Raw genomic sequence first — 15,197 nt, forward strand, 5'->3', positions numbered from 1 at the left:
AGGAAATTATATGTATTACAGCTTTGAATAACAATAGCTCCTTTGCATTTGCACATTATGTGAATAAGTGTGTGGATAAAAGAAGTTTATATAAGGAAAAGTTATTAGAAAAAAGTCAAATAATTCATCATCAACGCTTCTCATTCTTCTTTTTCTGGACATCAAATATACATGGGTCTCTACACTAGGGTGGTCATAGGTGGTCATAAATTTTTATTAGCAATAACAAAAAATCATTCAACATTTACAGCTTCTTGTTCTAACTTGCAATTGTTTTCAAGCATATAGTTAATTACCTTATGATATTGGCTATCAACTAGCTTCGTAAGTCTTTTTTTATCATTTTCTGTTAATCTTTTGGTATACTTTTTGTGTGCTTCTAAGGTTTCTATATCCATTTTAAATGGTATGAAATCTACGCCTGTTTGCCTCTTTAAATGCTCCAATATATAGAATCCACCAGCATCAATATCGCCAAAATGATAAAAAGCTATCTGAGAATTTTGTTGATGTATTTTTTTAATAATTTCTCGTCTCACTCTGTTATGGTAGCCACCAAGATAAATAGCAAGCATATCTTTATCGCTGAATGTATGAAAGCTGGTTAAGTTTTCAATGGTTATGACAGCTTTTCCTGTCACTTCAATGCATTCAATATCAGAAAGCATTTTTGATGAGATAGCAATGTCGCTACTCAGGCTTGTTAAGTCAATCTTCTGGTCATTTATAGTTATACTCCCGGGGCCTTTAAAATTTACATGAGTGGGGTTTTTTACAATATTTAGATCACCTAAAATTCGATCCTTTTCCGGAAAAACACCGAATTCGTATATAAGATTTACTACTTTACCTGCAATTCGCTCAAAGACCTTTGAATCTTTAAAAACTTTTACTGAAAAATCTCTGGCAAAGGTTTCAGTGTCAACTTTCAATAACTCATCAACGGCTATTAAAATATTCTCTAATTCCTCTAAATCATTATTAAAAAACTGTATCGTTTTATTAGAATGGATTCTCTCATATTGTGTTTCACAATATTTATTTAGTATTTGATTTTTGTTTTTGTAGATTTCCATTAGATTCAATACTGAACTATTGATGTCCTTCTTAGGTTTTCGACCAATATATTTATATATATCTTCTAGTTTAGCAACATTCAAAATGACATTACTGTACACATGGGCAGAATTTGCCTTTGCAATGATAAAAGATGCTCTCACCAAAGTATCAACGGCTTCATTTACAGCCTGAAATATCTCATAATTTGAGTGATCAGTGTATCTGGGAAATACCGAAGAAATTTTCACATTAAATCTTTGATTCACTTTATTTTCCCCGACAAAACTTTTGCTTTTCTCATACTTATCCAATAACTTATTAATAATTTCCTTTTCATACTTGCTTATCATAGGTCATACTCCTCAATTATAGATGTACTCCCTTCTCTCATTGCCATTAAAATAGTATCTACCTTTTCACCAATTACTTCTAACTTTGCAGGTGGAGTCGCTAATATAATTTGGAAATTTTGACTGTTAAAAAAGTCCATCATAGCACTGATTCGGTTGTCATCCATCTTGTCAAAGGCTTCATCCAACATGATAATTCTAATCGTATCGCCAAGCTTATATAGCTGAACAAAAGATGCCGCTATTGCAACATAGTATGGGGTTTGGGTTTCCCCACCGCTCTTTTCTCCATAGATTTTAGAAAAACGTTGAACCGTTCCATCTTTTTTCTCAATTACAATATCATAGTCTAAATAACTACGATAATCCGTGTACTCTGCTAGAACTTTCTCTCCCTTATCGTCATATGCAGTTAATTTAGCAAATAAATCTTCCATTTCTTCCTTATATTCTTCTTCAAAGGAATTGGACCATATAGTATATCCTTCATTATTATCTTTTGAAGTAATCATATGATAAATGCTTTCCTTCTTTTTATTGTAGGTTATTTCAAATTTATAACGATCCTCACCATAATATATATCTTTAAGTGCTGAATTGAGGTTTTTAAATTCTAATCTTGCATTCTCGATGTTTTCTTTCAATCTCGCCAAAAATGATTCCCTGAATTCTAACTCACAATTCTCTTTAGCTCTTTTTAAATCCTCTTCGTATTTTATAATATCTGATGCTACCAACTTATGATGTTCCTGAATATATTCATTGATTTGGTCATACCCAGTACCGAGATCACAGTCATATTTACTACAGTAGCTGCTTTGGAGCTTAATCAGCTCGGTACAATACTCCTCTTTTTTATTTTCCAATCCAACTTTAAGTGGTGAAAAATTATGAACAATAGTTGCTGGAGATTTGATTTTTACTTGCTCATTAAACTTATTAATCCCTTGTATAGTAATTTCTGTGTCAATATTACATAGGTCATTGAAATTATTTTCTAATGCAGAAATTAGGCTTCCCTTGCTTTCTATATTTTCCTCATTTGATTCTATGGTATTTTTAAGCTTACCAATTGTTTCAAAAAGGGTATTATATTGAATTTGTTTTTTATCTACCGCTTGTTTACATTCGTCAATCTGCATTTGTATCTCAATATACCCTGGATTAGCTTGTGCTTTTTTTAGCTCGAATAACTCCCCGTTGATCAAGTCAATATTATCTGCCAAACGTTTAGGGGCATCCATGTTTTCTTTTAGGACATCCATTTTACATAGGTTTATTTTTTCTATTATTTCTTTATCATCAACGAGTTTACTTTCTGCTTTTTTTATATCCTCTTTTAAAATTTCTAGCTCAGCTTCTTTATTTTTAAGCTGAATTTCATATGCGTGTGCTCCTATATAAGGAGTATGATAGACACTCTCAGCGATTTTACGAACTGCAAAATTTTGATAAAGCATACAATCAGATGTTATTGCAACTTTATAGTTTTTTAGGTTTTCTATATAGTCACAACGGAAAACACGATTAAGTAAGTAGGTAGCGTATGCTTTTGCATAACGATTATCACTTTTTAGAACATATGCAAGTGAATCTTTGTCAGCCACTGCATTAGTATCAAGCTTTCCAGTATTAACAAGTCCCACTGTATGGACTTCCTTTTTAATATTATTGTAAACCGTTAACGCCACTCGATAATGTTGTGGCTCAACAATAATGTAAAATCTCTGACTATTAAGGTACCCCTCTACTGCATTTTGCCACTTACTATCTGTAATCTCGAGCAAGTCTGAGAAGATTCTCACTTCACTTCGTATTCCCTGATTTAAAAATTCCTTTTCAATCGCTGTTTTCAATTTCATTGTATTCGGTGGGTATGTTAATTTCTTATTTTTAAGATTTCTAATTTCATTTTCTAAATCAAGCCTTTGAAGTTTATATCTTTCAAGTAAATCCTTGATTCTATAGTGTTCAGAGCTATACTCTTCAAATAATTTTTTAAGTTCTTTTTCTAATTTATAGATCATTTCCGCTTTCTTTTCAGTTTCTGTATTTACCGTCTCTAAACTTAATAGTTCTTCTTTTGTCATGATAAACACTTCATGTTGATGCAATAAGCTCAATGCATCAACGACTTTGTTTAACATGGCTTTAAGTTTATTAACTTCTATTACCTCTTTTTCCTTATCCTTCTTCAGTATTTCAATTCTATGTTTTATATCTTTAATAAGTAGTGTTGTTTCATTGTTTGAGAGTGCACCTTGTAGACTAGCAAGTCTATCTCTCTCATTTTCAAGACTTACTTTTTGAGTTTTTTCTATATTCTGCTGATTAATAAGCTTTTGCCCTAAGACGTAATTGTTTTGTATCAGTTCTTCACATTCTTGCTTTTTTGCTTCAATCTCAGCTTTTTTTATTAAAATTTCATTGGTCTTTATCTCTCGATCTTTTGAAACAATGTCTTCATTTTTTGATAAAATCGTCTCAAGCTCTGATATCTTTTCCTTAGTTGAATCCATCAAATCTTCTAGCTCTTTTAAAGCAGCTATATTATTTCTCAAAGTTTCAACTTCTATTGTTTTTTCTGGGAGTATGAATTTATTAATAAAATCTTTAACATTATCCATAGGTTTAAATGCTAAGGATTTAGGTATCATATCAAAGAATCGAGGCTCCAAATTACCTAGCCTTTGCCCAAACCTTGCTTTAGCTTCAGAAATCTGTGAAATGAGCTGCACCTTTTTATCATTTTTTCTAAATTCCTCTGTCGTAGATGGCCTTCCGCCGGTCAAGAAAGATAATTCCTCAAGTTTACTTTCTTCTCTAAACCATTTTGTTGTAAGTTTACTTTCTTCATCTGGTGAATCTATTTTAACTCCAAGAGTAAAATATTTACTTGTTTTTTCCTCATAGAATTCCAGTGCAACATATGTAATTACGCTGCCACTTCTGACATAGTTACTACCTTCAATTCCTGTTTTACAACGGACATAGCCCTTTAAATCACGACTGCTTTTCTCATTTGCAGCTGTATTGAACTTACGTGTATTCGTAGTTAAAACTAATTGAATTGCATCTAAAATTGTTGATTTTCCTGCCGTATTTTCACCACTGACTAAAAATGAGCCATTGACACTAATGGTTTCATTAACAAAGTAATGCCAGTTAATTAACCTAATCCTGCATAGTTTCTTCATCATCATTCTGCTCACCTCCATTCATATATTTATTTAGTTTTTCATTTATAGCATCGTAAAGAAGAGTTAAATTATCATTGGGCACAGCAAATAACACGGATGGATAAATCTTTATTCTTGCATCCGACATCGTAACATCACTGTCAAGATTTGAAACGATATTAAATCTCTTAAACAATCTAATTGTATCTCTAAACACTGTTTTATCTATGTTTGTTTTGGCTTCAATTTTGAGCATATTATACTTTTCGTGTATTTCATCTGATAAAACGATTACTTCCTCATTCAGAGTTAATTCCTTCCGTTTTTCGATATACAATAGCCTCAAGATTAGTAAAATAATGCTTTCAATTTTCCTTAGCCTTATCCTCCCAGTGCCAGCAACATTAGTAAGGGCAACAACGCCTTGCATCTCATTAATTTCAATTCTATAACCTAGTAAATCGAAGTATTCTATGAAAAGCTCTCTATTCTGGACAATAAAAATATAATCATTCCGTGTATCGTCTTTTTTCTTAAGGATAAAGCAATGATTGAGAAGTTTATTAGCAGTCGTTCTAAATTTTTCTTTTTGTATGACACTTTCTTTTAATATTTCCATTCTTACTATTCACACCTCTCAATCACAAAATCTGAGAATCGAAAATCATTAACCGTAATAACCTCATTAGTTTGGGTTGTTTTATACATAGATTTTTTGTCTTTTCCATAGAGATTTATAAAAATTATCCTTATTAAATCTCTCTTAGTATCTAAAGGAAGCGTAGAAGCCAGGACAGCTTGTTTATCCCTTAATAATTCTTCAATATATGTATTAATATTTTTTCTAGAAAATCTATTCTTATTTTTTTCATGTAAAGCAAGTTTCCGGCGTTCTCGCTCATCTTCCGAAATCCCAAGCGTAGAGCTAAGTTCTTGTGGCATAGACATTTTCCTTGAAATAGGAACTACATATAGCGAGTCACTATCGATAAATCCTTGTGGGAATATATTAAACACATTAAGGAGTGTGTCATCCACCTCATCATATAGGTTTATGGTTTCATCACGATTAAATTCATCAGATAAATACGCTAGTATCTTTGAAATCTTACCTTCTGTATTATTAGTATTAGTCAAAAGGAACTTCGCTCTAGCAACAGCACTTCCAATGTATTTAGCATTTTTGTTGTCTATTTCGGAAATAATATCATCATAATTTCTAAAGGCCGAGATAACATTTAGTATCTTTCCTCTCAATAAATCTTCTGCTTCTACTTTTTCTTCTACTTGCTCTATTTCCATATAGCCCAGTACTGCACGCTCAAAAATATTTTTATCATTTAATATGTTGTAAAGATTCTCAATTATTGACGTTCTAAAATGTGATATATTATCACTTGTTTTAATACGATGATAGGCTTTAGATCCGATATCTTTATGGTAAACAAAGAAATCCTGTACAATTTCCCCAGCCGTCTTTTCATTTGTAATAGCATCAATATATTTCTTAATATTGGTGTTTAGTTTCTTTAGACCCGTTATTAATTCTTCTGTATTTTCTACTACACGTTTTATAATGTATTCATAGGGCTTCACATAGGCTTCTTTATTCAAAAGGGTGGCATGTATTTGAGATACTAGGCTCTGATATTCCATTTCTTCATTCTTTAATATCTTGTTGAAAGATTCAATCATAGTAGCAGCATAATCAAACAAATTTATCTTTACCCTATAGTCATTGGAAACCTCATATTCTAACCAACCACTGTCCTTTAAATTACGTAAAATTGCGTTTGCCTTTGCCCTGGAGTCCTTTGCAATCTCTTCATTATCATCAAATATCATATCTTCACTTGATTGATCTTCAAAATAACTTTCAAGCTCTGCAAGGATAACTTCTTTATCAACGCCAAACGACAATTCAGTTTTATATGTATTGTATATGAGCCTGATACAATCAATATAGGTAGTTTTATATTTGCTCGTTAATGGTTTGAAAAAATCTTCTGAAATTATGTTGAATAAATTTATGATAATCACCTCGTTTGTAACTATCTGGTGAGAAAATACAGTACTTACTTGATGTTTTAATAATATTGATTTTAGTACCTAATTGGATACAATAAAAGTAAAAGTCCTAGAAATTCACCTGGCCAAATCTAGGACTTCTATCTCTAACTTATCGTTTCGTTGCATTTTCCTTAAATAGCTTATTAGCTTCTTTTCTTTCAACTTGTACTTGTTTCTGATTTTTAATGAAATTAATAATACATCTCTACATAGCTATATGATTTATCGAACAATTCCTTATCCTTAATCTTGTATTTCACCCATATCACGCTACGCAAAGCTTTCTTGACTTCTTGCTTACCGGTTGTTGTACTTTGCCAATCTGGGAAACGTACAATTTTCACAATATCATCAATGTCATTTACGATTCTTTCAACGATAATAGGGGTATTCCTATTCTTCACACCATTAAATAGTTCTGTAAGGGCTGCTTTCCCTTTATCAATTTCTTCTTCGGGCACAGTTTCTTTTTCTGCTTCTGCCGCATCCTTCGCAAGTTCAAGAAGCCTTTTTAAGAACTCAACGCTAGTTATTAAGCCTTGCTCATGTCTTTCTCTTAATTCTTCGAGTCTTTCACCTAATTTAATGAATTTCGGGTCTTTTCCGTGTTCTTGGATTCTGGCAACAAGATTAATTTCTATTCTCTTAGCTGCTTTGTTTGGATCCTTGCGCCCTTCAAGATATTCATCAATAATATCCGCATCTAGACGCAAAATGTCTAAGTCATCATGGACCTCATATACACTTACATTTTCATGTACCAATTCGATTGTTTTTGAACCAAGAGCGGCCCAAATGAGTGCACCTGAACCATTTGTTGGTTTTACCGATTCATAAACTTTGGTGAGCCATAAATAATCGTATTTGAATGGAACTAAAAACTGATCTGGGGAAAGTGCATCCCATGCCCGATTGAGTACCCGATAATCGGCTCCGAACTGGTCTTTTTCTTTGTTTGTAGGTAGGCATTCTTGCGCCGCAACCAGCCCCTCCCATCCTTCAACCGTTCGATCAACTCCATAAAAATATTGCAAACACTTTTTCATCAGTTTCGGTAATTCATTTTTAACGTCATCAATGTTTGTAATAACCTTCTGAACACTTTTTTCATCAAAATCAAGAGCATTTGCAACATTGTCAAATATTCCGATATAGTCAACAATAAGTCCGTGTGTTTTTTCCTGACCATATACACGATTTGTACGACATATTGCCTGTAATAGCGTATGATCTTTCATAGGTTTGTCCAGATACATCGCTTGAAGAATTGGTGCGTCAAACCCTGTTAATAATTTCGATGTAACGATCACCAGTTTGAGAGGGCTATCCTTCTCACGAAAATAATCCAGAAGTTTCGCTTCTGCATCACGATCTCGGCGAAATGCTTTGTATTTATCTTCTTTGTCATTATTAGTATCCATGATAATTGTTGTTGCTTCTTCACCTAGTAATTTATCAAGCTCTTGCTTATACAGCAAACAGCATTCACGGTCGTAACAAACAACCTGTCCTTTAAATCCGCTAGGTTCGATTTTTTCTTTAAAATGTTTGGCAATATGTTCACAGACTTTCTTAATTCTGTCTGGCGATTTCATGACTGCTTCAATCTTAACACGACGAGCGAGTTCACTTTTTTCCTGTTCAGTCAGGTTTTTTGTCAATTCATCAAAAGCTAAATCAACCGCCTCTTGATTAATGTGTAAATCAACTGGCACCGCTTCAAAATGCAATGGTAAGGTTGCATTATCCCTTATAGAATCAGAAAATGAGTAACGACTCATATAGCCAGATTTATCTTCTTCTGCTCCAAATGTATAGAATGTATTCTTGTCGATACGATTAATAGGAGTACCAGTTAAGCCGAAGAAAAATGCATTTGGTAATGCCATACGCATTTTTTCTCCCAAGTCACCTTCTTGTGTTCGGTGAGCCTCGTCTACCATTAAAATAATGTTATCTCTCTGATTAAGTACACCATCCACTTCACCAAACTTAAATATAGTGGTGATGAGGATTTTTCTCATATCCCCTTTGAAAAAGCTAACTAGATCTTCTTTGCTACTTGCACTCGCTAAATTGGGGATATCAGACGCATTGAAGGTAGCAGTAATTTGAGTTTCAAGGTCAATTCGATCATCCACAATAACAACAGTAGGATTTTTCAGTTCTGGAATCATCCGAAGTTTTTGTGCCGCAAATACCATAAGAAGTGATTTTCCACTCCCTTGGAAGTGCCAAATAAGACCCTTTTTCGGATAGCCCGCTTTCACACGTTCGACAATAAGATTTGCCCCTTCAAATTGCTGATAGCGACAAATGATTTTATATTTCCGATATTTCTTGTCCGTAGCAAATATGGTGAAGAATTGGAAGATATCCATGATGATTTCAGGTTTTATCATGGATAGAACACTGCGCTCAACATCTGCAAGCGTCCCTTCAGCCTTGTTTTCAGCTGTATGCCAAGGTCCCCATAGATTGATTGGCATGCAAACAGAACCGTAACGAAAATGCTTTCCTTCGGAGGCAAAATTAAATACATTTGTCACAAACATTTGAGGAATACTTTTCTCATAGGCAGAAATATCCCCTGCACCGTCCATCCAAGTGATAGCACCTCTAGTTGGTGTTTTCAGCTCACCGATAGCAATTGGAAACCCGTTAATAAGCAATACAATATCCAATCTCTTCCCGCCATCTTCCTTAGGGAAGACCCATTGATTGGTGACAACATATTCATTAAGAGCCATATTTTCTTTTGTTAGCGTACCAAAGAAACGGATTGGGACCATTCTTCCATCTTTACCAAATGGATATGAATTTTCTTCAAAAACTAACTTTTTGAATAGCTCATTTTGGGTAACCAAGTTATGTGGTTGCACAGATAGAATGACCGTTCGTAGCTTATAGATCACCTCATCTGCACGCGTTGGATCCTCAGCAATTTCAGGATTGAGCCGAATAAGTGCCTCCCGGACCATAGGCTCAACCATTACATCAGAATGTTGGCGTGGAAGATCTTCAGCAGGAATATATCTCCAACCATTCTTGCATATTTTTTCCACTAGCATTTTTTCAAAATCGTGCTCAGTAAACATATTTTCACCTCCGAGATAGATTTATAATAATAATTCCATAAAGAATCCTTTAACCTACATATTGCTTCATAAGGGATTTGACCGTGTTTTCAAGGTTTGAGATTGTTTGTTGTAATTCATATTTTGATTTATCAATTTGTTGGACGAAAGCAGCAAATTGATTCTGAAGGTCCAACGGTGGCAGAATAACTAGCAACTTCTTCAATTTTTCGCCCGTCAAATGTGGGATTGTTGATTTTCCAACAATATCCTCAAAGCCATTAAGACTTGCACGCATAAAAAATACATATGCTAAATACTCTGGTACAAGTATTTCCGGATTACAGCGCACACGATGAAGAGCCTTTTGAAAGTAGCAGTCTTCTATCTCCTCATTCCATATGGCAGTTCTGCCAACTTCACCACCTTCGCATACTAGCAAGTCACCCTTTTGGAGAGAAAACTCAACTCTATCTTTTTCAATAAAGTCCATCTTTTTGAGATTACTAAGATCAAAATGAAACCATTGAACATTGAAATTTGCAAGATATGGATATTGACATTCTCCTGTCTGCTTCTTTGCATCAAGCATCTTCCCAAGACGAGTGTTCGAAACTTTTCCTAAAGGAGCAACAGGCCATCCCATCTGATTTGCAACAGGATTTCCGAACATCTCAATAAATCGCGATTTAACAAGATCATTGGTTAAAGAAAGTAGCTTTTTATAAGCTTGTTTAGTTTCATTTGCAGCCCACAATAACTCTGCAAGCTTCTCCTGTTCTTTAATATCAGGTAAATTGAATTTGTATTCAAGCAATACCTTTGGTGAAAGCCTCTTAGACATTGTTCCGTCAGAAAATTTTTCGGCAAATTCCCAAAAGGTATCCGTATTTAATACAAAAGGAAGTAGTTTCTTTATTAGTCTATCCTCGGCACGCAGTACGATAGAATCACCAGAAGTGATTCCATCAAAATTAACTATAGATGCCCGCCTCAAATACACATTACGTCGAGCTATCAAGATATCACCTGCACGAAAGACTTTCATGGCGGATTTTAACAAGTCCGTATTTCCATAGTTTTTTATTTCAACTTCACCTGAAATATAATGTTCAAGTCCGACAAATTTATCATATTTACAATTTGAGGGATTATCTTCACGATCCGAAATGACATCGACGATATCCCCTAATCTATACTTGATCATTGTTTCTCACCACTATTCTCATAAAGCATATATTTTAATGTTTCATATGATTTCTTAAACTCATCACTGCTACTTAACCAACTATCGAGGGCCTCGTCAAGAGAATACGATTCTTCACTATCCTTTTCACCAGTTGTCTTAACATACAGTGGAATGCTCAGTTTGCTACCATATTCAACAATCTGGTCAAGACTTGCAATAGCAGAAAAGCCTTCTTCTATCTTAAACTCACTATATGTTTGAGCAATTCTATGGATATGCTCTTCTTCAAGATAGCTTTCTGCATTCTTCCGAGTTACTTCATTCTTTGCATTAATGAATAACACTTGTCCTCTGCGAGAAACTTCCTTATTAGTCCGGCAAATAACAATACATGCCTCCATTGGTGAGTTAAAGAACAAGTTCTTTCCAATCCCAATCACACATTCGACCAGATCACTTCTCACAAGCTTTTCACGCATTTCCTTTTCCTCATCACGAAACAAAACGCCATGCGGAAATAGAATGGCACATCTGCCTGTTTTAGGATCTAAACTTTTTAATATGTGTTGAAAAAACGCATAATCTGCACGGCCTTGTGGCGGCGTTCCAAGGAAATTGCGTCCATACTTATCTGCCGAAAAGGCTTCACGGTCCCACTGTTTAATAGAATATGGTGGATTAGCAAGTACTAAATCAAATTGCATAAGTTGACCATTTTCGATAAAGGCAGGATTTTTCAAAGTGTCGTCGTTGATTATTTGAAAGTCTTTTACGCCATGAAGGAATAGGTTCATACGACCAATAGCCGATGTTAGTGCATTAATTTCCTGCCCATAAATCTTTACATTTCTCCATTCCAGATCCTGCTGCTTCAAATAAGCTATGGAGGATATTAGCATACCTGCACTACCACATGTCGGATCATAAATGCTTTCACCAGATTGTGGTTTGAGCATTTCAGTCATGAGATGCACTACTGTTCGATTCGTATAAAATTCTTGAGCTGTATGCCCGCTATCATCCGCAAATTTCTTAATCAAATATTCATAGCCTTGACCTAGTTCATCTTCAGGACAGTTCTCCATTGATAGAGTTTTTGTGGAGAAGTGTTCAATTAAATCTTTCAGCAATTCATCAGGCAGTCGATTTTTGTTCGTCCAAGCACCATCGCCAAAGACGCCATGTAACTTTTCAACATTTGCTTTTTCAATTGCACGAAAGGCATTAATGATGGCAACACCCACGTTTTCAGATACTGAGCGGACATCTTTCCAGTGGGATCCTTTTGGAACAATGAATCGATGGTTTTCTTCCCATTCTAGGGCTTCTTCATCTCCATCATATTCTTTCAAAATCTCCGTACATTCTTCATCATAAACATCACAAATTCGCTTAAAAAACATAAGAGGAAAAATGTATTGTTTATATGATCCTGCATCAATATGTGTACGAAGAAGGACTGCAGAATTCCATAGATAGGATTTCAATTCATCAAGTGTAATTCGATTACTCACTGATATATCCTCCTTCCACCAACAATCTTTTATATTTCTCTTCTGCCTCGATTGCTTCATTTACTGCTAAAAAGAAGGCCCTTTTTACTTCTTTAGGAGAGATGGTTTCCTGTGGAGCTTTTTCGATAAAACTATTAACTGAAAGTGAATAATCCTTCTTCCTAATATCATCAATAGTAGCTACTTTTGCCTTTTCCATTACATCTTCATAATTTTGATAAAGTTCAAATACTTCCTCAACATTTCTTTCCGTCATTATGTTTTGTGCCCGCTGTGCTGTATAGATATTCGAAGCATCGATAAAACAAACCTTAGCTTTATGTTCTGAAGGCTTGTTGTTATTTAGTATTAAAATACAAGCTGACACACCTGTACTATAAAACACTCCGCTCACAAGAGTAATGACGCACTCTAATTTGTCTGATTCAATCAGTTGCTTCCGTATTTCCCTTTCTCTTCCTCCATGGAACAGTACACCTTGTGGTAATACAACTGCACATCGACCATTGTTTTTATCCATAGATGTAACCATGTGCTGCAGCCATGCGAAGTCAGCACTAGAATCCGTTGGACTTCCCCAGAGATTCCGGCCATATACATCTGATGCAAATTGATCGGCTCCCCACTTTTTCAATGAAAAAGGCGGATTGGCGATTACACAATCAAAGGTTTGTAATTCGCCTCGATGTAGGAATACTGGGGAGCGAAGAGTATCCCCTTGTTTTATTTTAAAATCACGAGCTCCATGCAAAAACAAGTTCATTCTTGCAATTGCGGATGTGGCAAGATTCTTTTCCTGGCCATAGATTTTACCATAGGCTCTTCGATCATTATTCATATTGCGAATGGCTTCGATTAACATACCACCCGTCCCACAGGCTGGGTCATATACGGTTTCTCCTGGTTTTGGATTGAGAATTTTGACCATTAATTTGACAACGGAACGAGGTGTATAGAATTCACCTGCATTTTTCTTGGAAAGGTCAGCAAACTTCTTAATTAAGTATTCATAGCTATCACCCATCACATCGGATGAATAATTGTTATTGCCAACTTTGATTTTAGACATATGCTCAATAAGGTCTTTTAGCCGTTCATCCGTTAATTTGTTTTTATCGGTCCAATTCGCATCGTCAAAACTAGAAAACACACCAAAAAGCGTGTCTGGATTAGCACGTTCAATGCCAACCATTGCATCTACAATTGCTTTTCCAACATTTTCAGATTGTTCACGAACATCATTCCAATGGCAACCATCTGGGATAATAAAACTATGGTTTTCGGGGAAAGAAGCATATTCTTCATCTCCACCAGATTCTTCAAGTGCTTTTGCTGTTTCTTCGTCATAAACATCTGATAACCGTTTAAAGAACAAAATGGGTGTTACATAACTTTTATATTCATCTTGATTAATAGGGCCACGAAGGATATTACAGCACTCAAAAAGGTGAGAGAATAGTGCTTGACTTGATGTTTTCTCATTCTTAGCAAAACTCATGTTCAGATCATCATCAGCAACATCTACAGCTGATGCGATCATTTCTTTTCGCCTTCCAGTTTTTATTTTCTTCCCATTTTGGGGTTTCTTGATAGCGACTGATTTGTCTCCATTTATTGTTTCTATCTTTGGAGCAAATACATTTTCAAAATCTATTAGAATTTTCATTAACCGTTCGTCAAGGAAAGTGAGTGCATGTTTCCTAATATTTGTAGGAATGCCATAGTAAGCCTCTGCTATCCCTCCTGTTATGGCTGCTAGTGTATCACTGTCGCCACCGATAGAAATAGCATTGCGAATAGCATCCTCAAAACTAGTAGACTCAAGAAATGCCATTATTGCCTGAGGTACAGTGTCTTGACAAGTTTCATTAAACTCATATGAATCACGAATACTATCTAGAGTAAAATTCATTGGATAGTAATGATCATTAATATAGTCTCTGATCTCGAGTATGTTTTTCCCAGTTTTTGCAAGAAAGGTCGCAATAGCAGTAGCCTCTGCCCCTTTCATTCCTTCTGGGTGATTGTGAGTGACTTCAGTTACCTTCTTAGATAGTTGTTTTGCTTCTTCTAACGTCGAGGCAGCAAAACCACATGCGCTCACACGCATGGCTGCTCCATTACCAAAGCTATTATATGGTTGAGGATTATCAGAATACATCCATTCATTAAACATTCCACCATACCCCGAATCGGGATATGGACGTCCAATTTCTTGCATATAAGACACAGCAAGTTCGTTTAAGTTCTGATAATCACCTTTACAGTCAAGAATAGCTTTAGCAATCGCTAATGACATAATACTATCGTCAGTGACAAAGCATTTATATGTTAAAAAATCAAACTCTTTTGTTTTAATATTGTTCCATTCAAACCGCGACCCAACAATATCGCCAATTATAGCTCCTAACATTTTTGCACCCCTCTATTTAAACCAATTCACATGTTTATATCATTTCCATCCTATAAACAGGCTACTTATTTATCATCTTTTATTTCTATAATATCGCAAATATCACAGTGCAACGTTTTACAAATTTTCACAAGTACATCGGTAGTTACATTTTCATTTTTACCAAGTTTTGCAATCGTACCTGAGCTAAGCTTTGCTTCTTCACGCAGCATGGTTTTATTCATATTTTTATCAATTAACAGTTTCCACAACTTATTATAGCTTACAGACATGGTATCACCTCGCGAAATCAAGCATTCACATTAATACTAATTATTATAACTTATAATTCGATATACCGAAATAA

Annotated in this window: 9 protein-coding genes; all 9 read right to left on the reverse strand. The window is 34.9% G+C overall.

Annotated elements, in window-relative coordinates; all coding sequences use genetic code 11:
* Positions 1-233: 233 nt before the first annotated feature.
* Positions 234-1,409 (reverse strand): Wadjet anti-phage system protein JetD domain-containing protein, encoded by a 1,176-nt coding sequence (locus BMSHG_RS16005; protein WP_019155467.1) that lies wholly within the window; start codon positions 1,407-1,409, stop codon positions 234-236.
* Positions 1,406-4,612 (reverse strand): ATP-binding protein, encoded by a 3,207-nt coding sequence (locus tag BMSHG_RS16010; protein ID WP_019155468.1) that lies wholly within the window; start codon positions 4,610-4,612, stop codon positions 1,406-1,408. Before BMSHG_RS16010 ends, BMSHG_RS16005 begins: the two co-directional genes overlap by 4 nt.
* Positions 4,584-5,207, reverse strand: coding sequence for a DUF4194 domain-containing protein (locus tag BMSHG_RS16015; protein ID WP_019155469.1), 624 nt, complete (start codon positions 5,205-5,207; stop codon positions 4,584-4,586). The genes BMSHG_RS16010 and BMSHG_RS16015 overlap by 29 nt, the downstream gene beginning before the upstream one ends.
* A 5-nt stretch (positions 5,208-5,212) precedes the next feature.
* A complete protein-coding gene (locus tag BMSHG_RS16020; RefSeq protein ID WP_019155470.1) occupies positions 5,213-6,628 on the reverse strand; it encodes a Wadjet anti-phage system protein JetA family protein in 1,416 nt (471 codons plus the stop codon).
* 221 nt (positions 6,629-6,849) lie between these two features.
* Positions 6,850-9,756, reverse strand: a complete 2,907-nt coding sequence (locus BMSHG_RS16025; RefSeq protein WP_019155471.1) for a type I restriction endonuclease subunit R — start codon at positions 9,754-9,756, stop codon at positions 6,850-6,852.
* 49 nt (positions 9,757-9,805) lie between these two features.
* Positions 9,806-10,942, reverse strand: coding sequence for a restriction endonuclease subunit S (locus BMSHG_RS26395; protein WP_019155472.1), 1,137 nt, complete (start codon positions 10,940-10,942; stop codon positions 9,806-9,808).
* The gene (locus tag BMSHG_RS16035; RefSeq protein ID WP_019155473.1) at positions 10,939-12,438 is read right to left on the reverse strand and encodes a type I restriction-modification system subunit M; all 1,500 of its coding nucleotides are present in this window, start codon (positions 12,436-12,438) and stop codon (positions 10,939-10,941) included. Before BMSHG_RS16035 ends, BMSHG_RS26395 begins: the two co-directional genes overlap by 4 nt.
* Positions 12,431-14,851 (reverse strand): N-6 DNA methylase, encoded by a 2,421-nt coding sequence (locus BMSHG_RS27160; protein ID WP_019155474.1) that lies wholly within the window; start codon positions 14,849-14,851, stop codon positions 12,431-12,433. Before BMSHG_RS27160 ends, BMSHG_RS16035 begins: the two co-directional genes overlap by 8 nt.
* Positions 14,852-14,916: 65 nt before the next feature.
* Positions 14,917-15,123, reverse strand: a complete 207-nt coding sequence (locus BMSHG_RS16045; RefSeq protein WP_019155475.1) for a helix-turn-helix domain-containing protein — start codon at positions 15,121-15,123, stop codon at positions 14,917-14,919.
* Between the last annotated feature and the right edge of the window lie 74 nt (positions 15,124-15,197).

The sequence above is a fragment of the Robertmurraya massiliosenegalensis JC6 genome (assembly GCF_000311725.1).
Taxonomy (GTDB): domain Bacteria; phylum Bacillota; class Bacilli; order Bacillales; family Cytobacillaceae; genus Robertmurraya; species Robertmurraya massiliosenegalensis.

Coding starts and splice junctions, on each gene's coding strand:
- BMSHG_RS16005 (WP_019155467.1), bottom strand. CDS start 1,409: ATGATAAGCAAGTATGAAAAGGAAATTATTAATAAGTTATTGGATAAG.
- BMSHG_RS16010 (WP_019155468.1), bottom strand. CDS start 4,612: ATGATGATGAAGAAACTATGCAGGATTAGGTTAATTAACTGGCATTAC.
- BMSHG_RS16015 (WP_019155469.1), bottom strand. CDS start 5,207: ATGGAAATATTAAAAGAAAGTGTCATACAAAAAGAAAAATTTAGAACG.
- BMSHG_RS16025 (WP_019155471.1), bottom strand. CDS start 9,756: ATGTTTACTGAGCACGATTTTGAAAAAATGCTAGTGGAAAAAATATGC.
- BMSHG_RS26395 (WP_019155472.1), bottom strand. CDS start 10,942: ATGATCAAGTATAGATTAGGGGATATCGTCGATGTCATTTCGGATCGT.
- BMSHG_RS27160 (WP_019155474.1), bottom strand. CDS start 14,851: ATGTTAGGAGCTATAATTGGCGATATTGTTGGGTCGCGGTTTGAATGG.
- BMSHG_RS16045 (WP_019155475.1), bottom strand. CDS start 15,123: ATGTCTGTAAGCTATAATAAGTTGTGGAAACTGTTAATTGATAAAAAT.